Raw genomic sequence first — 21458 nt, forward strand, 5'->3', positions numbered from 1 at the left:
ATCGAGTCGATGGACGCGTACTCGGAACTCGCCTTTTCTTTGATCCGCCTCAAGCCAGGAAAACACCCCGATTTTTCTAGGGGTCTAACGGCTATGCGCCTTATCCAGCAAGCCTTTTAGTCGCCTTGTCACCCCTTGAAACCAGCTACTTAAGTTGGGGTCTAATGTGTGGGACGAATTTTATAATCCCGATAACGACGATAATCATTGAGAATGCGATCGTGATCAAAGCATAAAGGTTGGGGGAATTCCCAGAGATGAAAAATCCCCACTTTTTTGGCATCATCGGCAGCGATCGGTTTTCCTTTTGCCGTGGCGATAAAAACGATACTAATGGTGTGTTGACGCGGATCGCGGTTAGGATCGGAATAGACGTGAAATTGCTCGATTAACTGCACCTGCAAGCTGATTTCCTCGTAAGCTTCCCGAATGGCCGCCGTTTCCACCGATTCGCCGTAGTCCACGAATCCCCCCGGAATTGCCCAGCCAAAGGGCGGATTTTTTCTCTCAATTAGTACGATCGGACGGTGGGGCGAGTCGATCAGTTCGATGATAATATCAACAGTGGGGGCAGGATTGCGATAGTTTGTCATTTTTTTCAGTGAACAGTGAACAGTTAAGTAAGTAGTTATAATTAAATTGAAGATAGATTTTGCCTCTGATCCCCCCTGCCCCCCTTAATAAGCTATCCATTATGGGGATCTTTCTTAACAATTTTTTCAGTAAGCACCCCAACCCTTATCCTGACTTGATTTCAGTTTTTTCTTTGTCAGTAAGGGTGTCAACAAGGAATATTACAGATTGTTAACTGAGTCTTGAAAGCCATGTGCGACAAAGGTTTGAAATGTTAAGAAAGATGTGACTAAAGGACAGCTTGATAAGGGGGGTGTCTGACAACTTTTAACACCTACCTACTTATCAGTAATCGGTGAATAATTTCATTTAAGACTCATAACCTTGAAATCGAATCGGGAGGGCGATCGATGCACAATAATAAGGAGGAGAATAAAAGTTGTTAGAAAATGCCAAGAAAATTACGGTGATAGGTGGGGGAATTTGGGGACAAACTCTCGCTAATTTGGCTAGACGTAATCACTTAGCTGTTAGGGTTTGGTCGCGTCATAGTGGGGAAGATTTAGGGGCTATTATAGCAGATACTGACGTAATTATTTCGGCCGTTTCGATTAAAGGAGTTGTTCCCACGATCGAACAATTACAGCAATTACAATTAAATTCTTCCACAATTATCGTCACCGCCACTAAAGGATTAGATCCGATCACCACTCGTACCCCCTTTCATCTTTGGAATCAAGCTTTTCCCGCTAATCCCCTTGTGGTTCTTTCCGGTCCCAATTTAGCTAAAGAAATTAATCAAGGTTTACCCGCTGCGACGGTGGTAGCAAGTTATCTGCAAAAAGCAGCAATATTGTTACAAAAATTATTATCTGGGGAATCTTTTCGGGTTTATCTTAATAGCGATCCCTTGGGGACTGAGTTAGGTGGCACTTTAAAAAATGTCATGGCGATCGCTTCTGGGGTTTGTGATGGTTTACAGTTAGGTACTAATGCCAAATCTGCCCTGTTAACTCGCGCTTTACCGGAAATAGTTCGGGTGGGAACTTGTCTAGGAGGTTGTCAAGAAACTTTCTTCGGTTTATCGGGTTTAGGGGATTTATTAGCTACCTGTAATAGTACTTTATCCCGCAATTATCAAGTGGGTTATCAATTAGCTTTAGGTTTATCTTTGCCTGAGATTTTAGGGAAGTTAGAGGGAACTGCCGAGGGAATAAATACCACAGAAGTTTTGATGAGAATTGCCCAAGAAAAAAATTTATATGTACCGATTACCTGCCAAGTTGATCGTCTTTTGCGCGGGGAAATTTCTCCCCAAGTTGCCGTTTATGAATTGATGCGTCGGGATTTAAAAGCAGAATTTGATTGAGAGACAAGAGATTTTTCAGTGATCAGTAATCAGTGGGGGGTTGGGGAGTGGGGAGATGATGCCAAGTCATACCATTTTTCAAAAATAATGGCAGAGATAGTTAATTGCCCTCACCCCCCTTCCTAATCCATTAGTCAGATCTTTCTTAACAAAAAGAGAAGAAACTTAAAAAAAGGGGAACCGATTGATAGGTATAGTTTTGAAAGAAGGAATCAAGGTGGAGGTGAGCAAAAAAATGGAGAAATGGGCAGCCCAAGAATTACAGTATGCAGACCTAGGGGACACGAGAAGAAAGAAAAGGTTAATCAGTATCGTGGAAAACTTGGCTAGGCAACTTAGTACAAGAGTACGACATTCCTCGGCAAATCTAGCCGCCGTCAGTGCCACATCTGATTTTGGGAATTCACCCTATTTTCAACCTTCAGCGGTGAGAATGATTGCTTCTCTTGGGGTTTTTTTAGGTAGAAAAGGCGACGGTGAACCTAGTGTTAAAACTATTTGGTTAGGACTGGGAAGGTAACATGATATCAGCGAGACTTGGAAACTATCTGATCAAATTAGTCCCCCCATAGAACCCCCTTGGGCAATCTTGCCCACTTTTCTCTTGTTGTCAAATTTTATGTTAAGAAAGATGCGACTAATGGATAGGAAGACCATGAATAAAGAAAAATGGTATTAATAGGGAGCTAACTGCGAAATTAGCCTACAAAACCTGAAAAAATCTCCCACAAACATGGCGAGGACAAGCATGAATACAATTAGTAATTTTTTAGCTAGTGCTATTGTCGGCGGCTGGATTATGACCATGGCAGTTTTTGCTATTCAAAATATCCAACCAGTTTCTTTAAAGTTTCTACAATTTGAGTCAATTAAAGTACCTATCGGTGTTTTATTGGCTTTTTCTTTGGGAATTGGATTTTTTATGGCCGCATTTATCCCCGCTTTTTTGAGAAAGTCGAAAAAATCTCCTCGCAGTCGCTTTCCTCCCCCACAACCGGGGTTAGACGAGTTTGATTTTTAGATAGGGTTTGCGGCAAAAAGTTTGTTGGTGGGGTTAGGAGTCAGTAGCCGGTCGTCGGTCGTCAGTAGCCGGTCGTTTCAGGCTTTGTTGCCCTCTCTTTTCGTACCAACTTATATACTATAAGAAGGATAATGCAAGGTTTTTGAGGGTCCCAATCCGATTTTCGCAGCATGAACATCGGATTTTAACAGGTCAAAAGCCTTATTTTCAAAGGGTTTTACCATTATTCAGCAAGCCCTAGTTAGTAAAAGTATAGTCAAATATAGACAGACTGAATTCCATTTCAGAAATTCCCTTCACTTCAATCCCTAATAGGGTTTAAGATTAATTGGAACTTGGATGAATAGCATCCTTGTTTACAATTCCGAGTTTCAATCCCTAATAGGGTTTAAGATTAATTGGAACACCAGATATTCCTATAGATAATGGGTTTCCACCAGTTTCAATCCCTAATAGGGTTTAAGATTAATTGGAACTTCAAAGAAAATAAAAAATATTTTCTTGATCAAGAGTTTCAATCCCTAATAGGGTTTAAGATTAATTGGAACAAGATTAAAAATCACCCTTCCCGTTGCTTTTTCAGTTTCAATCCCTAGTAGGGTTTAAGATTAATTGGAACAAGCAATTAAAGCATCTCGCAGTAGTTGAGTGGTGTTTCAATCCCTAGTAGGGTTTAAGATTAATTGGAACAAGGCTATTTAACTTTAGAAGAAATCATGCAATTGTTTCAATCCCTATTAGGGTTTAAGATTAATTGGAACCTCCTATTGGTTTTCGCTCTTTTATTATAGCACGTTGTTTCAATCCCCATTAGGGTTTAAGATTAATTGGAACACTTCGTCTGTGCCGTCCATCCCGAAGGGGTAGAGTTTCAATCCCTAATAGGGTTTAAGATTAATTGGAACGTGACAGATTAATTAAATTAGGAATAAAACCATTATGTTTCAATCCCTAATAGGGTTTAAGATTAATTGGAACCGGTGTGCATTATCGGAATATTTCCTTCAATGGAAGTTTCAATCCCTAATAGGGTTTAAGATTAATTGGAACCGGTGGCATCTTTCAGAAAAGCGGAAGGATTGATCGTTTCAATCCCTAATAGGGTTTAAGATTAATTGGAACCATCAATAGAAGATAGTCACAAATCTCTCTAGTCCGTTTCAATCCCTAATAGGGTTTAAGATTAATTGGAACCTTATTTTGTTCCATGATACGCATACTCGAACTGTGTTTCAATCCCTAATAGGGTTTAAGATTAATTGGAACATCGCTGTTCTGCATACCAACTATCTAAGCTTTGAGCAACGTTTCAATCCCTAATAGGGTTTAAGATTAATTGGAACTTTCTGGTTCTTTAACGGCTAATTCTCCTACACCTGTTTCAATCCCTAATAGGGTTTAAGATTAATTGGAACATGAAGTTTTTAGTCATCGATTCTCTATGAATCTCCCCGTTTCAATCCCTAATAGGGTTTAAGATTAATTGGAACGATATTCCAATTAAAATTGTAGATGAAACTAATACGTTTCAATCCCTAATAGGGTTTAAGATTAATTGGAACTCGATCCGATCTTCCGTATCTAATCCGCGTTTTGGTTTCAATCCCTAATAGGGTTTAAGATTAATTGGAACTATCTGGCATAAGATGAAGGTGCATTAGGAGAGCGTTTCAATCCCTAATAGGGTTTAAGATTAATTGGAACTCCCAGAGCGGTTTACAACGGCGACAACGCTCGACGTTTCAATCCCTAATAGGGTTTAAGATTAATTGGAACCATAGGGCAAATGCTTGCCAGCAGATAATCTAATCTAATCCATTGTTTCAATCCCTAATAGGGTTTAAGATTAATTGGAACTTTAATCCTATTCCGGGCGCGTCCCATTAAGGTGTTGTTTCAATCCCTAATAGGGTTTAAGATTAATTGGAACTTTGGTCTATAAAGGCTATGCTCACAATTGGAAACAGTTTCAATCCCTAATAGGGTTTAAGATTAATTGGAACAATCTAATACAATCTCATCCAGAACATCATCAGATAGTTTCAATCCCTAATAGGGTTTAAGATTAATTGGAACTCTCATTAGGCCTCAATCTAATGAGATTTTTTCTTGAGTTTCAATCCCTAATAGGGTTTAAGATTAATTGGAACTGGTGTTGGGATAATAGTGGTGTATCAATGCAATGGTTTCAATCCCTAATAGGGTTTAAGATTAATTGGAACTTGTGATAAAGATTCAACCAAGTGCGGCCATGCTGTGCCAATGCAATGGTTTCAATCCCTAATAGGGTTTAAGATTAATTGGAACGGGGGAAGGGGCGGCCTGATTAGTGGGGGAGCGTAGTTTCAATCCCTAATAGGGTTTAAGATTAATTGGAACAAGCCGATCGCAGTATCCCCCATTGAGAGGGAAGTTTCAATCCCTAATAGGGTTTAAGATTAATTGGAACGTGATATGTTTTGGCAGTAAAATGATCCAATTCAGTTTCAATCCCTAATAGGGTTTAAGATTAATTGGAACCTATCCACAGATTGCACCCCATGAGAGATAGCGAAGTTTCAATCCCTAATAGGGTTTAAGATTAATTGGAACCAGTAAGGAATTTAAGTGTCACTACCTAGTAATGTTTCAATCCCTAATAGGGTTTAAGATTAATTGGAACGGGAAAAGATGGAAAAGATGGAATTCGCGGTCCTCAAGGTTTCAATCCCTAATAGGGTTTAAGATTAATTGGAACGCGAATTTTAGGAGGGGGACAATTGGGATTATCAGGTTTCAATCCCTAATAGGGTTTAAGATTAATTGGAACTCAGAAAAAGCATCGACTAAATCTTTGTACTCTTTGTTTCAATCCCTAATAGGGTTTAAGATTAATTGGAACTTTATGACAAAAACTCAAACAATTATTAAAGGGGTTTCAATCCCTAATAGGGTTTAAGATTAATTGGAACCGAGTTGACAATCGCGGCGATTGCGGCGGTTGACGCGTTTCAATCCCTAATAGGGTTTAAGATTAATTGGAACAGCCACTCGACCGGGGGTCGTAGTGGTCGCTTCAGGGTTTCAATCCCTAATAGGGTTTAAGATTAATTGGAACAATTGTCGTTCTAGGGTGGCTCCTGCCGAGGCCTGGTTTCAATCCCTAATAGGGTTTAAGATTAATTGGAACAATCCCGTAAAATAAGCTTCCATCGTCTGGAAGTTGTTTCAATCCCTAATAGGGTTTAAGATTAATTGGAACGATGGGGGCGCGCTTGCTTCCAGATGAGATGCGCCGTTTCAATCCCTAATAGGGTTTAAGATTAATTGGAACCTTATCGAGGAAAGAAGCAAGCTTCTCGAAGAAGTCAGTTTCAATCCCTAATAGGGTTTAAGATTAATTGGAACTCTTGATCCGCAAACTCCACAATCTCGATCGGAATCGTTTCAATCCCTAATAGGGTTTAAGATTAATTGGAACAAAAATCCCCACTTGCCTGCGAAGAAAAGGATAAATATTGTTTCAATCCCTAATAGGGTTTAAGATTAATTGGAACCCTCGGCTACCAGCCTCCTAATTTCCTCATCCCGGTTTCAATCCCTAATAGGGTTTAAGATTAATTGGAACCGTCGAGTCGTTTTTGTCATGCTTAAATTTTTGAGTTTCAATCCCTAATAGGGTTTAAGATTAATTGGAACCTTGATAGCGTCTTTTTTTGTCAGATTTATGCTTGTTTCAATCCCTAATAGGGTTTAAGATTAATTGGAACTTCGTAGGTGGTGGTACTTACGATTACTTTTATGTGGTTTCAATCCCTAATAGGGTTTAAGATTAATTGGAACTTCTGGCTGCCAAAAGTAGCCGTATTGATAGGCGCGTTTCAATCCCTAATAGGGTTTAAGATTAATTGGAACGAGGCTGATTGGGCTGATTGGGCTGTTGAGGTTGTTTCAATCCCTAATAGGGTTTAAGATTAATTGGAACCTTAGGTAATACTATGGTTTCACCAGAACATTTGCGTTTCAATCCCTAATAGGGTTTAAGATTAATTGGAACTTTTTCTGCGAAAGCCGATTTTGCGAGTAATCCTCGTTTCAATCCCTAATAGGGTTTAAGATTAATTGGAACCGAGGCAGTGGGATAGGGCAAATAAAGGGGTATATGTTTCAATCCCTAATAGGGTTTAAGATTAATTGGAACATTAAATTTTTCTATCAGCCGCAAATGTTCCGGTGAGTTTCAATCCCTAATAGGGTTTAAGATTAATTGGAACTCTCGGCTTATTCCCTCCTGAGTGCAAATTTTCTGGTTTCAATCCCTAATAGGGTTTAAGATTAATTGGAACCCAACATCTGATTCTTCTCTAGTTGAAATAAGCTGGTTTCAATCCCTAATAGGGTTTAAGATTAATTGGAACACGCCGGTGGCGTGCGCTCCGGAGCATAAAACACCTGTTTCAATCCCTAATAGGGTTTAAGATTAATTGGAACGCTTACTATTATCGGGATTCTGGTTATTTAATCGTCAAAGTTTCAATCCCTAATAGGGTTTAAGATTAATTGGAACAATTTATTTGCCTGGAACCTGTCCCTGTCAAACCTAGGGTTTCAATCCCTAATAGGGTTTAAGATTAATTGGAACACGGACTTGCACCGTAGCTTATGGAGGCTTTAACCGTTTCAATCCCTAATAGGGTTTAAGATTAATTGGAACACGGCTACCTAAAGCAAATATCCAGCACTGGCACCACCAAGGTTTCAATCCCTAATAGGGTTTAAGATTAATTGGAACGATCGCTAGTAGCATCATCAACGATCGCCTGTAAGTTTCAATCCCTAATAGGGTTTAAGATTAATTGGAACTTTACAGGAGCAGATTCGGCAGTCTGGTTGGGTAAGTTTCAATCCCTAATAGGGTTTAAGATTAATTGGAACCGTTGCTTATAGGAAAGATGAAGGAACTCAAGCCAGTTTCAATCCCTAATAGGGTTTAAGATTAATTGGAACAACTGCTTGAAGTGCTTCTGGAATTGCTTCAAAAGTTTCAATCCCTAATAGGGTTTAAGATTAATTGGAACCTGTCCTACCAACTTCCCTAATTCCCCCGCCACATAGTGTTTCAATCCCTAATAGGGTTTAAGATTAATTGGAACAATCGCTTCTAATTGGCATACCCACCCCCTAAACTGTTTCAATCCCTAATAGGGTTTAAGATTAATTGGAACGGAATAGTGGTACTGTGCCGCCTTTTGATCCTTTGTTTCAATCCCTAATAGGGTTTAAGATTAATTGGAACCTGTTGTACCAAAGAAGTATCATGCCCAGGATGTTGTTTCAATCCCTAATAGGGTTTAAGATTAATTGGAACGATCGAATCTTCAAAAGCATCCACTACTAAAAGATTGTTTCAATCCCTAATAGGGTTTAAGATTAATTGGAACTGGCTTTACCATTTCCGCTATTTGGATTCGCATAAGTTTCAATCCCTAATAGGGTTTAAGATTAATTGGAACATATAAAGCACGAGCGCGTTCTATCTTCTGTTGGGTTTCAATCCCTAATAGGGTTTAAGATTAATTGGAACCTCAGATCAAAAATCTAGAATACAATCTGTTGAATGGTTTCAATCCCTAATAGGGTTTAAGATTAATTGGAACTATCCTTCTTTTTTTACTGGAAAAGTGATTAATGTGTTTCAATCCCTAATAGGGTTTAAGATTAATTGGAACCAAACAATATGGGAGCTATTTTTCAGAGGAAAATGTTTCAATCCCTAATAGGGTTTAAGATTAATTGGAACAGAATGGATTTTATATTATTTTTCTTCTTTAATTCCGTTTCAATCCCTAATAGGGTTTAAGATTAATTGGAACTTGGTTAATTTTTTCTAAATCGAATCGGTACGTCGGTTTCAATCCCTAATAGGGTTTAAGATTAATTGGAACGGCCTCGCTTGGTAATGGCAAATCGCAAAATTCTTGTTTCAATCCCTAATAGGGTTTAAGATTAATTGGAACCAGGCTAAAAACAACGGCAACGGTGACAACGGTGACGTTTCAATCCCTAATAGGGTTTAAGATTAATTGGAACCCCAAATAAAATGCCTAAAACTACACGAAATAAAGTTTCAATCCCTAATAGGGTTTAAGATTAATTGGAACCTTGTTTCGAGGCTTTAAATAAAGTGATTACTAGGTTTCAATCCCTAATAGGGTTTAAGATTAATTGGAACAAATCCCAGTTTTTTAAGGTTTTGGGTGGTAAATGGTTTGTTTCAATCCCTAATAGGGTTTAAGATTAATTGGAACGCCACACCCCTTATACAGTGCGGGTTACACCGGTGTTTCAATCCCTAATAGGGTTTAAGATTAATTGGAACTCTAAATCTTGAAAAAATCCAATATTAATTTTTCTGTTTCAATCCCTAATAGGGTTTAAGATTAATTGGAACCAGTGCGGGTTACACCGGTGACAACGGTAAACGTTTCAATCCCTAATAGGGTTTAAGATTAATTGGAACAGGGGAGATGACCAAAGATCAGTTAAAAGTAGTAATCGTTTCAATCCCTAATAGGGTTTAAGATTAATTGGAACCTAGATCGATCTCTGATTTAGGAGCAGCCGGGGCAGGTTTCAATCCCTAATAGGGTTTAAGATTAATTGGAACAATCAATCGCACAAAAAAGATTTTAGTAAAATCCCTGTTTCAATCCCTAATAGGGTTTAAGATTAATTGGAACCTTGGCTAAATCATTCTCACAAACCTTAGCAGCAGAGTTTCAATCCCTAATAGGGTTTAAGATTAATTGGAACTAGTCGCCTAGTTTTCATATCCCCAATGTGTGTTTCAATCCCTAATAGGGTTTAAGATTAATTGGAACGTGGCACATCAGAAATAATGTCACGGCAGCCTTAAAAAGTTTCAATCCCTAATAGGGTTTAAGATTAATTGGAACCGCCCAGTGGTAAAAGCTATACGCTATGGGGTTTTCAAGGTTCGTATGCGCCGCACCCGCAATAAATCTATTGTACAGCAAGTGACCCAGTTCTTCAAGACCCCGCAAAACCCTACGGGATAAGGTGCGCCCCGCGTTAGAAAGGAAAATCATCTCGAATCTATATTGCATAAGCTTTTCAGCCACCAGATAATAGTTAAGGATTTTTACAGCTACCCGGAAGCGCAACCGAGCTAAACAAAAAAAATCGTATTATCCCGGGGTAACTCACCACCGATACGTTCCACTTTACCCCGACAACAGGCGCAGAGAAAATAAAAGCGGATGCTATCGGTATCGGGTTTGATCAACTTACTCAAGCGCCCGCGCAGCTTAGCGTACTGGGTATCGGTTAGATCGCACTCAAAAACACTATACTGCACCCGTTGGCCGTAGGACTTTAACGTATTGTGAATTTTGGTTCGTCGCTTATCGTCGGAAATATCGTAACTGACAACAAAATACATGATCGCCTCTACCTACTTTAAAATCAAAGGTGGATACTTATCCGTCTCGTCCATGAGATATTTCGCCATTAGTCGGGCCTGAATCTCGAAAGCTTCTTGATAAGTACACTGTTTACCCATTACTGGATGCTTAAACTTCGATTGTTTCTTCTGTTCGTACAAGCGCAGGAAAATCTGTAAACCTTCTCTCGTCAAGGAAACCGCACCACTTAAGGGTTCGGTGGTGAAATGTTCGGGGGTAAGATAAGGGTGATTGACCCCATTGAGAACCACGGCATCAACGACGATCGCTCTAAATTCCTCCATCAGATCCAGTGCCAGCGAGGGGCGACCATAGCGTTGATAGTGAAGATAACCGAGATAGGGGTCAAAACCGACCAAATTGATCGCACTCTGCACGTCATGGCGCAATAACGCATAACCCAGACTCAAAAGAGAATTGACTGGATCTCGCGGGGGGCGACGGTTACGCGAGGTAAAGGTAAAAGTATCACCGAGAATTAAGGAATCAAAACAACTGAAATAGGCTGCGCTTCCGGCTCCTTCTAACCCCCGGAGAGAATCGATCGCCGAGGTTGTTGCGATCGAGCCGATCGCTGCTTCCAAACAAGCGATCGCCGTTTGTAAATCCAACTCCTTTCGATCGCGTTGACGACGGAGTAGAATGTTGCGGTAATTCTTCAGCTTGCCGCGGACGAATCCCCGAACTAAATGAATGGCTTTCGGGGAATCGCCGGCGGCCTGCCATTGCGCTCGACGAACGAAAATATTTTTGGTCATCTCCGGTTCCAATCTACCGAGATAGCGTCCGGTGGATGTGACGAAACTGAGCGGAATATGACGTTCCAACAATTCGATCACCAATGCGGGAGAAACTGAACCCCGTCCGAAAATCACCACTCCTTCCACGTTCAATAGAGGTACATCGAGGATCGTTTCTTTGGATGCTTTAACCGTTAAACGCTCGTCATTTTTGCCGAGAAATGCGTCTTCTCTTGTCACATATACCGTTCCCATATTTTTTAGTCTTCCTCTCGATATCGTTGGACTTTTTCGGTTAATCGGGGCAAGCAGCGATCGAACAAACTGCATCCCTTGCAGCGGGGTGAATAGACCGCCGGGGGCATTTTTCCCGTCTGGATCAGGGTTTCAACTGCTCGGATCGTAGCGATCGCCCGTTGCCGTAAAGCAAGATCGATCGCCACCGGTTGACGCTGGTGAGAACTGGCATAGTAGATATAGCCGGTATCTAGCCTTTTTCCAGTCATTTCTTCCAAACACAGAGCTTGAGCGCACACCTGCAACTCGTCGTTATCCCATTCGCCTTTACTGCCCCGTTTGTATTCCACGGGGATAAATTCGCCATCCTGGGACTCGATCAGATCGGCTTTACCGATGAGACGGTAATTGTCTGATTTAAGCCATATCGCCCGAATTTGCCATATTTCCTCGCGGTTTCCCGCCCCGACGGTGTGAACTCGTTGGTGTAAATTTGTTCCTTCGATCGTGTAGCTATTATCGAGAAATTCCCCGGCGACGAACATTCTCCAACAACGGTGGGGACAGTAGGCGTAATGGTTGAGAGCGGCGATCGGTATGTAATCAGATTCATCCATAGCTATCTTTTATCCTTAGAAATTCTGCGAGTCATCCCCATTCCCATGGTGGTTTTCCGTCCCACTCCCGCATAGAGGGCAAAATCCGCCAGTACATTAATCGCTTTAATCTTTGCGGGTTCCACCTCTCCCAAAAGACGATAGTGAATCTCACCCACACAACCGAACGACTGGTTTTTATAGGCTTCGTCGGCTAATTTCGTTTGAATATCGAAGAAACTGGGAAAAATCGAGTCTAGGGCGATGGAATCGAAGGGGATACCGCTATAGCGATTCCAACGATTGAGAAGGCTATTAAACACCAGTTCCCGCGTCGGTAAGGCACTATCGAATTTTCCCTGCCGGAAGGTGACGGGGGTGGCGAAAAGGAAATCAAATTCCCGATTCGTTTCCGAGGCGTTTTCATACAGGTATTGATAAGTACAAGAGTTCGCCCAGGGTTGAACCGATTGCGGGGTGGCGAGGACGCTAGTGATAACCAGATCGGCGGAACCGAGATGCCAGGGTTGTTTTGGATTGAGATTCAACCAGAGCGAAGTTAATTTACCGAATAATCGGTCATCTAGCAGAGAAATCCGCCACCAGCAGGGAGTTGCGGGGGCGATCTCCCGTTCGTGTCGCCACTGCGGGGAATTTATCGTTTTTCCCCCGGATTGCATCTGTAGTGGCGATAAGGTGAAGGCTTTATCCGCCTCGGCTGCGTGTAGAATGTTCCCTAATTCCTGATCGACACTACTGACAAGGGTAAGGAATAGCGCATGAAGGTGTCGTCCGGTGAGAAAATTCGGATAGATCGGCGATCGAGGGGTGAGATTGAGAACGAGACTGTAGGGCATTAAGTAGCTGGTTATAATTAAATTAAAAATGGACTTTAGCTTCGATCCCCCCTGCCCCCCTTGATAAGGGGGGTGTCGATCCCCCCTTAATAAGGGGGGATCTGATGATTTTTAACGCCTGCCTACTTAACTTAATCGGGCCTTGGCAAAAATTTGTCTGGGGGTTAGGGTTAAATCGGGGAGGAGAATATCGCTAATCTCGTCATCGCCTTTTTTAATCGCCGGGGGTGCATCGGGATAGAAAATCGTGATCTGTTTGGCCCGGGGATCGACGATCCAGACGCGACTGACTCCCGCTTTTAGGTAGTCCACGGCTTTTTCGCTCAGGCTGCTGAAGGATTGTTCAGGAGAGATAATTTCGATGACTAATTCCGGGGGAACAGGACAAGCTTCATCGGTGAGAGGAATATCTCCTAACCTTTCCGGGGAAATGTAGAGAAGATCGGGAACGGGACACCAATCTCGATCGTTTTTGCTGAGAATAATTGCCCATTCGATTCCCACTTCTCCCCGTCCTTGATTCCAGCGATCGAGTACGAGAAATAAAGCACCAGTTAAACGAGAATGAAAGAATTTCGGTGACATTTTCGGGATAGCTTCTCCATCGACTAATTCATAGGTAATATCGCCATCGGGAGCGGTTAGGGAGAAAAATTCGGGTAAAGTCAGGGGTTTAGAAGAGATAAGAGTCATAGTCAATTTTCAACCGAAGCGATAGGACAATCGAGCGGGAATTTTCAGATCGGGGCGATCGCTTATTTGGTAATATTCCCCGCGCATTCTCAGATTACGAATCAAACTAACGGGAGGCATATTGATCACATCGTAGCCAATCACCTGATGGGTAAACATAACATCGAGAGGATTTAAAGGATAGGGATAGATAAATAAATCCTCTTTTTGTTTTGATAGGGAAAGTTCTGTCAGTTTTACTTCCGCTTTACTCATCCATTTTCCCAAACGAATCCATTTAGGAAGTTGTAGGGGGTGATGGGAAATGATAAAACATTCAAAAACACTTTCGGGAGCGATTTCTTTTGCCCTGCCAAAACTGGGAATATTTTTCTGGGTTTTTTCCATCTCCACATGATAGTTATTATTGGCATATTTCCAAGTATTGAGAACCGCCGTATGAACGATCGCCCGTGCGGGAGTGACATAAATTTTCTCTTCGTTAAGAGGATTTAAATGTTCTTGGTACTGGGGAATCTGTTCGGAACAGAAGTAACGATAACTATCGCTATTTACCAATCCCAAAGCATAACAGAGCGCGTAATTATGAATTACGGGTTCGGTTTCGTAGAGTCTGCCGATTTCACGGGTTGCGTAATAAAGACTATCGTGCAGTTCTAATTGACAGGAATAAATATGTACCATAACTCTTTAAAAATTGCGAGGATCTAGGGTGAGAAATTACTCACCCTACTGAAATTTACGGTTTTTTAGCGGCTGGCTTTTTCTCGGCGATATGTTTCTTAGCGTAGTCTTTCGCTTCTTTATCCGCTTGGTTTAAGAGCGATAAAATTCCTGCTTCCGTACCTGTGAGAGTTTTCACTTCAGTTAATAAAGGTTGAAAATTTTCCCCGACAAAATCGGTATGAACGATAAATTCTTCCGCCATTAATGCTTGTATTGCTTCGGTGGCTTTTTCCATAACTAAATCCTCGTCTAAGGGATCGATCGAGTGTAATACTTCATCGGGAAGGCGATCATATATTGCCTGTGTCCAGCGCAAATTACTAACAATTTCCCCATCGGCAAAAATAACACCGATAAGCTCATTTCTTACCCGTCCCGTCCGGGTGGTTTGTGCGCCGTAGTGACGGGTACGCAGGATGTTATTAAAAACATAGAGAAAACCCGCTTCTGTCGGATCTTTGAGCGTGACAATACTAGGGAAAAACACCTGCGGAAGGATATGATCCTGTTGATTAATACTACTGGTTACTTCTCCTTTTTTAGTTCCGACTTCACCTTTAGATACCATAGTACCACTTTCGTAAGGAGCATTGAGGGTAAAACTTTCATGAGATCGATCAAAAGGAGTTATTGAAAATGCAGTATCAACAATAACCTTAGATTTTTCTGACCCAGATCCAGACGTTCCCGACTTATCAACCGCAAAACCGTAAATAATACAATCGGGGTTATTCATTCCAAAAGAAACATTGTACTCGCACTCTTCCGCAGTTACAATATTGTATTTACGAAGTAATTCTCGACCGACTAAACGTTCTGGAGTTGACTGTTTTCGTTTAAACATCGATAAACGACTAATCGTTTTTTTGCTATCAATTCCCGCACGAACACGAGCTTTATTTAGCTCTCCATCTGTTTGAAATAAAGGATAAGATTCTGTGACTCGAATCGTCAAAAAGTGAACATATTTTCCCATCGGTTTGTAGGGAATCTCGCTATGAAAGAATTTAGCGTCAACAGATTTAAGAAAAGTCATAAGTTTGCTCCTAATATAGAAAAAGTGGACATTTGGATAACAGTTAAAGCTTTTACTCTTCCTCCTCGGAAGAAGAATTTGAAGTATCGAGAGGTTGAACTTGTCTTTGGCGACGTTCTTTATCCATTTCTAAACGATAGAGAAATTCGCAGGTATCCCGGATAATATTTAGCTGACGACCTGCTAATCTGGCTCGATCACTTTCAAAAGACTCCTCGAAAACATTTTTGACAAAGTATTTAGCAAAATCCAAGATTTTTTCTCGCTCTTGATCTCGCTCTTTGATAACGTATCGACCTTCTGCTGTTTGAGAGCGTACTCGATCCATTAGTTTAAATAATCGTGCCGCTACCAAAGAAGTCAAATCATCGCTTATAGCATTATCCGCTTTAAGAATAATGTCCGCCGCTTCATCAATGGGTTTAAGAATAGCATTGGCTTTAATTGGTTTTCCTTTACTAGATTTAGCTCGATAGAATTGACGATACAATTCGGTTAAGTTTTTAGGGTGATTTAAGGGCGATTCTGCTGTCATATCGATAGTTAAATTGGTTCGGTTAGCTTGTACATAGGGATCGAAACAAGGATAAAAATCGTAGAGATACAGAGCGATTCGATTAGCGCTCGGTATATCGGCATCTTTGCCCCGTTTCCACTGTTTAAGGTAATGAAAAACATAGAGAGGACTGGTTTCTAAATTGATAGCGAGTTCCGTTAATTTGCCCCAATTGGGATCATAACCCGTCTTACCCTGCTTCGAGTTTACGTCCAAATGAATAGAATAGGCTGCGGTTAGGGTATTTAAGGGGGCGGAATATTTTTTTCCGTCATTATCTTGCCATGGGTTCAAGACTCGATCGAGACGGAATCGATCGCGTCGAGTTAAGGACCGGATCGCTTGGGGCGCACTGTCGAGAAATACCGTCTCTTCAAATTCCGCACCGTCGCGATAGGGAGGAATAGGAGACTCAGAAACCACCGTTTTGACATCTAGAATCATCGGGAAAGCTAATCCTAACCATGCCGGCATAACCCAGGATTCCGTATCGGTGGGATCGCGGCCCGGAGGTAGGGCCATAAAATAAAAGGTTAGGGGTTTATCTTCGGGATAGGATAGTTTAAAAGTGCGGTCTTTTTTGCCATCTTCCTCCTCGTTAATTGTTTCCTTTTTCTGCCTTAATTTTTCATCGATCAGGAAACTATCAACACTCTGATAACGGGTTCGATCGAAGTTAGCGACCAGATTCTTATCAACAAAGTGCAACTTTATTGAGCTATCAAAACGAGTTTGAGCGATGTTAGCGTAGGCTTTTTGTAAAAAACTATTGGTTTCGGGAGTAAAATAATAGGTCGGGTAAAAGTACAGATAGCGATATTTGCCCTCCTCGAAACGTTTTCCTACCGCTTGGGTTTGATTCATAAGAATCTGACGCAACATCATTTCCGTTCCCGCGATACTGGAAATGTTTCGTTTGGCGTTCGAGCCTGCCAGCATTTGTTTATTAGTATAGACTTGGGGAGTGAAAAGAACCGCCGATTCCATCTGTTCGCTGACACTATAGGGAGAATGGGAGATCGAACAGAGAAGTTGACGGCCGCGACCTTGTTTTTTAGCGGCGTTGTAGTGGTTTAATTCTTTCTGGAAGATTTCGATCGAGTGGGCCAATTCCCGACCGGGTAACTGCACCACTTGATTAACCCACTCTCGCAAATCCTCCCAACCATCGGGTAAGTTATATCCCGCAACTATGGCGGCGATTTTTGCGGCGAGAAAAGCGATTAAATCTTCTGCAACCGGTCTAATATCCTCGATTCCGGGATGCTGTTTCAGGTATTGCGCCGCTAGATAATACCATTCGTAGGGAACCCCTCCCGTATTGCCTTTCAGTTTGAGTTCTTTTAACGATTCATTAATACGCTTGATCGCTCGAATTTGTGGCAGATAATTTTCTAGATTCCAATAATGCGCGATCTCCCTAATTAAATCTAAATCCGGCGGTGCGGGTAAGTTTTTCTGCAATTTTCGCGCCTGTTCGATTTTTTCCAGGCGATCGCCCCAGATTTTCCGCGTCACCACGTCCCCGAATTCCGCTAGGCGATCGATGCGGATATCATCTTCACAATGAAAATCGTAATCCGTCGGTAAAACGCCCTGTTGTTGAAATTTAATCAGGTTTTCGCCGCGACTTCGGGCCACGGACGCTTTATTATCACCGAGGATGCGAAGGGTGGCGTTGAGGGCAGCGCGCATTAACCCAGCATCGTCGAAAAATTGGCTGTAGTAATCTGCGTATTTCATCCCTTTGCCATCTCTACCGAATCCCGTTTGTTTACGCTGTAATTCGCCGCTACAGAGGGATTTAATGGTGTCCACCACTCGATTCGGTAAGGTTTCTAGGGACACTTCTGGCGCGTTTTTGGGGGCGATATAGACAACTCCCGTAGGCAGGTAAAGTAAAGGCTGATAGTCTAGTTCTTGATGTGCTTCCATCACCGCGTTATTCAGTACGTTCGTTAGTACCCCGCGGTTTTCGGCGATACTGTGGTAAGTAAATTTTAGTTCCCCATAGCTGAGGCTGTATAAAAGGTCTTGTAACGAGGCTTTTTCCGCATCGTGGGGGTGTTTAATAATGGAAGCCAAGCGATCGGCTAGACAGGCAAGATCGGTTAAACTTTCGAGAGCGCTATTGTTTAAGCGAGTATTTAACCCATCTTCAGAGGTATTTCGATCGGTATCATTCCGACGCTGGGCATTTTTAGCGATATATATCAAATCATCAAGATATTCAGTCCATTTTTCTGGTTGATCGGAAAATAAAAAGCGATCTAATCCTAATTCGGGAACCAATACTTGAAAAATCTCTCGATGTTCCTCTCGTGATAGTTTGCGGATATCTCGATCGAAGTCCTCGTTAATCTCGATATATTTCGCCGGCATCGCGGGAAAAAGCGAGTAGCGGAATTTCTCGAAATCGTGGAGAATAAACCCAGCGATCGCCAACCTGCGCTCGAATTCCTTTACTACCCGTCGAACGGTAGTATTGAGTTTTTCTAGTCGTTTTTCGATGAGATTAGCGGGAAATAATCCATTAAGTAAATGAGTATTGAGAGATTGATCTCCTGCATTATCCCGTCGAACTTTGCTTTTTCCCTCTAATTCCCGACGGCGATCGATTTTCTCGAAGAAATTTCCTCCTTTTGCCGTGACACCGATCGCTAATCGGAGTAAATTGGGTAATACCATTTCGGCAAAATCTGCCATAACTCGATCGTCGGGGTTTTCCGCTCGAATCGCCTCCCGTAGGAGTTTTAGGGTTAGCAGTTGGCGAACGGTTTCGACTCGGCGATCGCTTACCGATTCGCTAATTCCTATATCTTCGCCAGAAAGAGATTCTAAATCAATATCCTCGAACTCAAAATCTAGATCTTCATCGTCAATTTCTGTAGTGTTATCGAATAGATTTAACTGTCCCGTTTCCTCTAATTTTTTTTGTTTTTTAGGCATCTTTCACCTCTAGAGAGTCTAAATAGTCGGTAATTTGTTTGAGATAAAGCGGAAATTGAGATAAAGCGATCGGAATCGCCTTAAAAACAAGTTCATTATCGATCGCCTCGTATTGATGCACTAAACGATTTCGCATTCCTGATGATTTCGCCAACTCCCCGGCTAGTTCTCTGGTAGTTAAACCATTTTTACCAGCTTCTATAAAAGAATCGTAATAGGTAGCGGGAGTTACGTTATGTAATTGTAAAAGAAGATAGCTATTAATATCGGAAGATGACTCTACCAATAATTCTATCAATCTCTCAACCATAAGTTGATAGTCAAAATTGTCCAAATACTCTGATAGAGTAACGCTCTCGAACCCCCGTAATCGATTAAGATATTTGATCATTAAACGAATTCTAACGGTGACTATCTCTCTTTCCATCGTTTAAACCCCCCATTGTTTGAGCCAAAGATCGATACTGTCTTTTTGAATCTTTCGGAATTTAGCGGTATCGGCGTACTCTTTCCAAGCGCGTACACGAAATTTTAAAAAGTCTCCCGTATTTTTTTCATAGATAAGTTTTCCATCTCGTGCGACTTGATACTTCATTAATGGAGAACAGCGATCGAGTTCAATTAGATCGATCGAATCACGGTTTATCTCAAACAATTCACTCAAGATAGAGAGAGAAGTTAAGTAATCATTACTGATTTCCTTAATATGTGTTTGTCTGTTTGTTTCATCGTATGAAATTGCCAAATCCCAATCGCTATCAAGTCTATGCTCTCCACGCGCTCTAGAACCGAAGAGAATTAATAGTTTTAAATTCGGTATTTTTTCCACAGTCGTGGTTATTCTATTGATTGTATTGATAATTTTCAATTCTTTCGTATTTTTAACCATTTTCTGCCTCCAAGGAATCTAGATATTGAACGATCGAGCGTTGGTAGCGAGGATAATCTCGTAAAATATTAGCGATCGAGGAATGAACGATATCGGGATCAATTTTCTTGTATAGGTGTACGAGTAAGTTTCTTAATTTAATAGACTCGGCCAGTTGAACGGCTAGGTGTTCTTCTAAGATTCCCAGTTCTACGATTTGAAATAATGCGTCGCGAGCATTATTCGGAGACTCGATATCTAAACATTTTAAAATCTGGTAATTGATATCGATGCCAGTTTGAACGATAAGCTGAATTAACCTTTCTATGGCTAATTGACGTTCTCTTAATGTACGATAATCCTCTAAGGTGATCGAACCGTACTCGCTAAGTTCGGCGAGGTATTGATTCATGAGGTTTAATTCGTCTATCGCAATCAGAGGTTGAATAGCATTTACACTCCTTTTTCTCGTAGAGAAATCTCTAGATTATTCCGTAATTGACGGTATAACGCTTTCGATTCTTCAGGATTCATGAGAAATTTTTCTTTAAATACCTCGAATAGTCCCGTTTCCCGTTCGTATAGAAGTTGACCATCCCGTGCGACATAATGAGCGAGGATCGGCGAACATTCTTTTAAATCAATCACATCAATTTTGTCCTCGGGAATCTCTAAAGCTTGTTCGAGTAGTGTATAAATTTTCAACAGACTCGAAATATCCTTTTGATCACTTCTTTCCTCGTATAAAACAGCGAAATCCCAATCGCTATCAGGTTTATGCTCTCCACGCGCTCTGGAACCAAAGAGAATTAATAGTTTTAAATTCGGTAGTTTTTCGACAATAGCCGTAATTTTTTCTACTAGCCTATTCATATTTAGCCCCTATCAAAAAAAATGGCAAGAATCCGATGGATATATCGATCGATGTCCCTAGCGTCTGTCTATGTCTATTATCAAACGCGGAGGAAGCAAAGAGCAACTAAATACCAGAAAAAGTGTCCGTACACTTTGACTCCCTCATCTCTTGTTTGATAGCTGATCTCGGATTCACTCTAGCGATTTGGGTTCATCCTGTAAGGATGTAGAATTGCAACTCTTTTAGACGTTCTGGAGTCCAATCGGAAACCTATTCCCCGCGCTCGTAAGATTCAAGACAATCTCGCTTTTCTGGGTCGAGATTGCTGATATACGCTCGTTTATCTCGTGTAGAAGGGGAATTATTATCTATGTTGGTCATTTCTCTATGTTTCCACGTCCTGTAAGGGTTATAGCTAATAGCTTTGTACGATGCGGGTAACTAAATCACCCATTTACCGAGCTTTACAGGAAAAAACTGCCGATAAAGTGAAATCGTCTATAATTTGCATTTTATCTAATCCTCTGGATTAAAAAAACTGACTTGACATTCTAAATCAGCATTACGATCCTCTAAATACGGCAAACGATGGAGTAATACATTGACTGATTCCCATAAATCGCTTATTTCGCCCTGATTCTTCTCCTCGCGACGTTCAAGGTGATTGACTCGACGCTCTAGCAAAGATAGAAGGCGAGATAAATAGTACACAAGTTCGGATAATTCTGTTGTTGCTTCAGATGTAATCGGTGGATGGCTTTTTTCCGTGGGTTGCATGGGTGATTCCTCACGTTACTTACCCATCGATTATAGCTCAATTACTAATTGAGTATAGAAAGACCATCTAAAAACCGAAACCAGATTTTGGTACACTTAGTCTGTAGGAAAGTCGCTCTCTCAGTCCTCGAAGGCGATGAG

The 21458-nt window shown here is 41.3% G+C and carries 16 protein-coding genes, 2 pseudogenes and 1 CRISPR repeat array; of the genes and pseudogenes, 4 read left to right on the forward strand and 14 right to left on the reverse strand.

Annotated features, from left to right (window positions below):
- Nucleotides 1-161: 161 nt before the first annotated feature.
- The gene (locus tag IM509_RS03220; RefSeq protein ID WP_002804545.1) at nt 162-593 is read right to left on the reverse strand and encodes an NUDIX domain-containing protein; all 432 of its coding nucleotides are present in this window, start codon (nt 591-593) and stop codon (nt 162-164) included.
- A gap of 419 nt (nt 594-1012) precedes the next feature.
- Between IM509_RS03220 and IM509_RS03225 the strand changes: the two genes are divergently transcribed.
- From IM509_RS03225 to IM509_RS03240, 4 genes and pseudogenes are all read left to right on the forward strand, one after another.
- Nucleotides 1013-1942 carry an NAD(P)H-dependent glycerol-3-phosphate dehydrogenase gene (locus IM509_RS03225; protein WP_185237883.1) on the forward strand — a complete coding sequence of 310 codons (930 nt, stop codon included), beginning with the start codon at nt 1013-1015 and terminating at the stop codon, nt 1940-1942.
- Between the two features lie 235 nt (nt 1943-2177).
- Nucleotides 2178-2327, forward strand: a pseudogene (locus IM509_RS03230) (IS4/Tn5 family transposase DNA-binding protein); the annotation flags it as partial.
- Between the two features lie 39 nt (nt 2328-2366).
- Nucleotides 2367-2621: pseudogene (locus IM509_RS24300) on the forward strand (IS4 family transposase); the annotation flags it as partial.
- Between the two features lie 69 nt (nt 2622-2690).
- Complete coding sequence (locus tag IM509_RS03240) at nt 2691-2963, forward strand: lipopolysaccharide assembly protein LapA domain-containing protein (protein WP_002788612.1); 273 nt, start codon at nt 2691-2693, stop codon at nt 2961-2963.
- Between the two features lie 298 nt (nt 2964-3261).
- Nucleotides 3262-9898: a CRISPR direct-repeat array (repeat unit 37 nt; unit sequence GTTTCAATCCCTAATAGGGTTTAAGATTAATTGGAAC).
- Nucleotides 9899-10131: 233 nt separating this feature from the next.
- On the opposite strand, the gene cas2 is transcribed toward IM509_RS03240, so the two are convergent.
- The 13 genes from cas2 to IM509_RS03305 all read right to left on the reverse strand — a co-directional run bounded on the left by cas2 (nt 10132) and on the right by IM509_RS03305 (nt 21317).
- Nucleotides 10132-10404, reverse strand: a complete 273-nt coding sequence (gene cas2, locus IM509_RS03245) for a CRISPR-associated endonuclease Cas2 (RefSeq protein ID WP_002742874.1) — start codon at nt 10402-10404, stop codon at nt 10132-10134.
- Nucleotides 10405-10416: 12 nt separating this feature from the next.
- Nucleotides 10417-11421 (reverse strand): type I-D CRISPR-associated endonuclease Cas1d, encoded by a 1005-nt coding sequence (gene cas1d, locus IM509_RS03250; RefSeq protein ID WP_052277826.1) that lies wholly within the window; start codon nt 11419-11421, stop codon nt 10417-10419.
- Between the two features lie 5 nt (nt 11422-11426).
- The gene (gene cas4, locus IM509_RS03255) at nt 11427-12020 is read right to left on the reverse strand and encodes a CRISPR-associated protein Cas4 (protein ID WP_185237884.1); all 594 of its coding nucleotides are present in this window, start codon (nt 12018-12020) and stop codon (nt 11427-11429) included.
- A gap of 2 nt (nt 12021-12022) precedes the next feature.
- Nucleotides 12023-12856 carry a CRISPR-associated endoribonuclease Cas6 gene (cas6, locus tag IM509_RS03260; RefSeq protein ID WP_185237885.1) on the reverse strand — a complete coding sequence of 278 codons (834 nt, stop codon included), beginning with the start codon at nt 12854-12856 and terminating at the stop codon, nt 12023-12025.
- Between the two features lie 126 nt (nt 12857-12982).
- Nucleotides 12983-13549 (reverse strand): Uma2 family endonuclease, encoded by a 567-nt coding sequence (locus IM509_RS03265; RefSeq protein ID WP_185237886.1) that lies wholly within the window; start codon nt 13547-13549, stop codon nt 12983-12985.
- A 9-nt stretch (nt 13550-13558) separates the two neighbouring features.
- Nucleotides 13559-14233, reverse strand: coding sequence for a type I-D CRISPR-associated protein Cas5/Csc1 (gene cas5d, locus IM509_RS03270; RefSeq protein WP_185237887.1), 675 nt, complete (start codon nt 14231-14233; stop codon nt 13559-13561).
- 55 nt (nt 14234-14288) lie between these two features.
- Nucleotides 14289-15311 carry a type I-D CRISPR-associated protein Cas7/Csc2 gene (gene cas7d / locus IM509_RS03275; protein ID WP_185237888.1) on the reverse strand — a complete coding sequence of 341 codons (1023 nt, stop codon included), beginning with the start codon at nt 15309-15311 and terminating at the stop codon, nt 14289-14291.
- Nucleotides 15312-15363: 52 nt separating this feature from the next.
- Nucleotides 15364-18816: a type I-D CRISPR-associated protein Cas10d/Csc3 gene (gene cas10d / locus IM509_RS03280; protein WP_185237889.1), complete on the reverse strand. Its 3453-nt coding sequence runs from the start codon at nt 18814-18816 to the stop codon at nt 15364-15366.
- A complete protein-coding gene (gene hepT, locus IM509_RS03285; RefSeq protein WP_002778659.1) occupies nt 18809-19243 on the reverse strand; it encodes a type VII toxin-antitoxin system HepT family RNase toxin in 435 nt (144 codons plus the stop codon). The genes cas10d and hepT (IM509_RS03285) overlap by 8 nt, the downstream gene beginning before the upstream one ends.
- A gap of 3 nt (nt 19244-19246) precedes the next feature.
- Nucleotides 19247-19705: a type VII toxin-antitoxin system MntA family adenylyltransferase antitoxin gene (gene mntA / locus IM509_RS03290; protein ID WP_185237890.1), complete on the reverse strand. Its 459-nt coding sequence runs from the start codon at nt 19703-19705 to the stop codon at nt 19247-19249.
- Complete coding sequence (gene hepT, locus IM509_RS03295) at nt 19698-20096, reverse strand: type VII toxin-antitoxin system HepT family RNase toxin (protein ID WP_002791882.1); 399 nt, start codon at nt 20094-20096, stop codon at nt 19698-19700. Before hepT (IM509_RS03295) ends, mntA (IM509_RS03290) begins: the two co-directional genes overlap by 8 nt.
- A 41-nt stretch (nt 20097-20137) precedes the next feature.
- A complete protein-coding gene (gene mntA / locus IM509_RS03300) occupies nt 20138-20557 on the reverse strand; it encodes a type VII toxin-antitoxin system MntA family adenylyltransferase antitoxin (protein ID WP_185237891.1) in 420 nt (139 codons plus the stop codon).
- Between the two features lie 499 nt (nt 20558-21056).
- Complete coding sequence (locus IM509_RS03305) at nt 21057-21317, reverse strand: hypothetical protein (RefSeq protein ID WP_185237892.1); 261 nt, start codon at nt 21315-21317, stop codon at nt 21057-21059.
- Between the last annotated feature and the right edge of the window lie 141 nt (nt 21318-21458).

It is taken from the genome of Microcystis sp. M31BS1, assembly GCF_020245285.1.
GTDB lineage: Bacteria > Cyanobacteriota > Cyanobacteriia > Cyanobacteriales > Microcystaceae > Microcystis > Microcystis panniformis.

What these genes read in the sequence shown, in the direction of transcription:
- mntA (WP_185237890.1), bottom strand. Translation starts at nt 19,705, where the DNA reads ATGGTTAAAAATACGAAAGAATTGAAAATTATCAATACAATCAATAGA.
- hepT (WP_002791882.1), bottom strand. Translation starts at nt 20,096, where the DNA reads ATGAATCAATACCTCGCCGAACTTAGCGAGTACGGTTCGATCACCTTA.
- cas4 (WP_185237884.1), bottom strand. Translation starts at nt 12,020, where the DNA reads ATGGATGAATCTGATTACATACCGATCGCCGCTCTCAACCATTACGCC.
- mntA (WP_185237891.1), bottom strand. Translation starts at nt 20,557, where the DNA reads ATGAATAGGCTAGTAGAAAAAATTACGGCTATTGTCGAAAAACTACCG.
- hepT (WP_002778659.1), bottom strand. Translation starts at nt 19,243, where the DNA reads ATGGAAAGAGAGATAGTCACCGTTAGAATTCGTTTAATGATCAAATAT.
- cas2 (WP_002742874.1), bottom strand. Translation starts at nt 10,404, where the DNA reads ATGTATTTTGTTGTCAGTTACGATATTTCCGACGATAAGCGACGAACC.
- cas10d (WP_185237889.1), bottom strand. Translation starts at nt 18,816, where the DNA reads ATGCCTAAAAAACAAAAAAAATTAGAGGAAACGGGACAGTTAAATCTA.
- IM509_RS03240 (WP_002788612.1), top strand. Translation starts at nt 2,691, where the DNA reads ATGAATACAATTAGTAATTTTTTAGCTAGTGCTATTGTCGGCGGCTGG.
- IM509_RS03265 (WP_185237886.1), bottom strand. Translation starts at nt 13,549, where the DNA reads ATGACTCTTATCTCTTCTAAACCCCTGACTTTACCCGAATTTTTCTCC.
- IM509_RS03305 (WP_185237892.1), bottom strand. Translation starts at nt 21,317, where the DNA reads ATGCAACCCACGGAAAAAAGCCATCCACCGATTACATCTGAAGCAACA.
- IM509_RS03220 (WP_002804545.1), bottom strand. Translation starts at nt 593, where the DNA reads ATGACAAACTATCGCAATCCTGCCCCCACTGTTGATATTATCATCGAA.
- cas6 (WP_185237885.1), bottom strand. Translation starts at nt 12,856, where the DNA reads ATGCCCTACAGTCTCGTTCTCAATCTCACCCCTCGATCGCCGATCTAT.
- cas5d (WP_185237887.1), bottom strand. Translation starts at nt 14,233, where the DNA reads ATGGTACATATTTATTCCTGTCAATTAGAACTGCACGATAGTCTTTAT.
- cas1d (WP_052277826.1), bottom strand. Translation starts at nt 11,421, where the DNA reads ATGGGAACGGTATATGTGACAAGAGAAGACGCATTTCTCGGCAAAAAT.
- cas7d (WP_185237888.1), bottom strand. Translation starts at nt 15,311, where the DNA reads ATGACTTTTCTTAAATCTGTTGACGCTAAATTCTTTCATAGCGAGATT.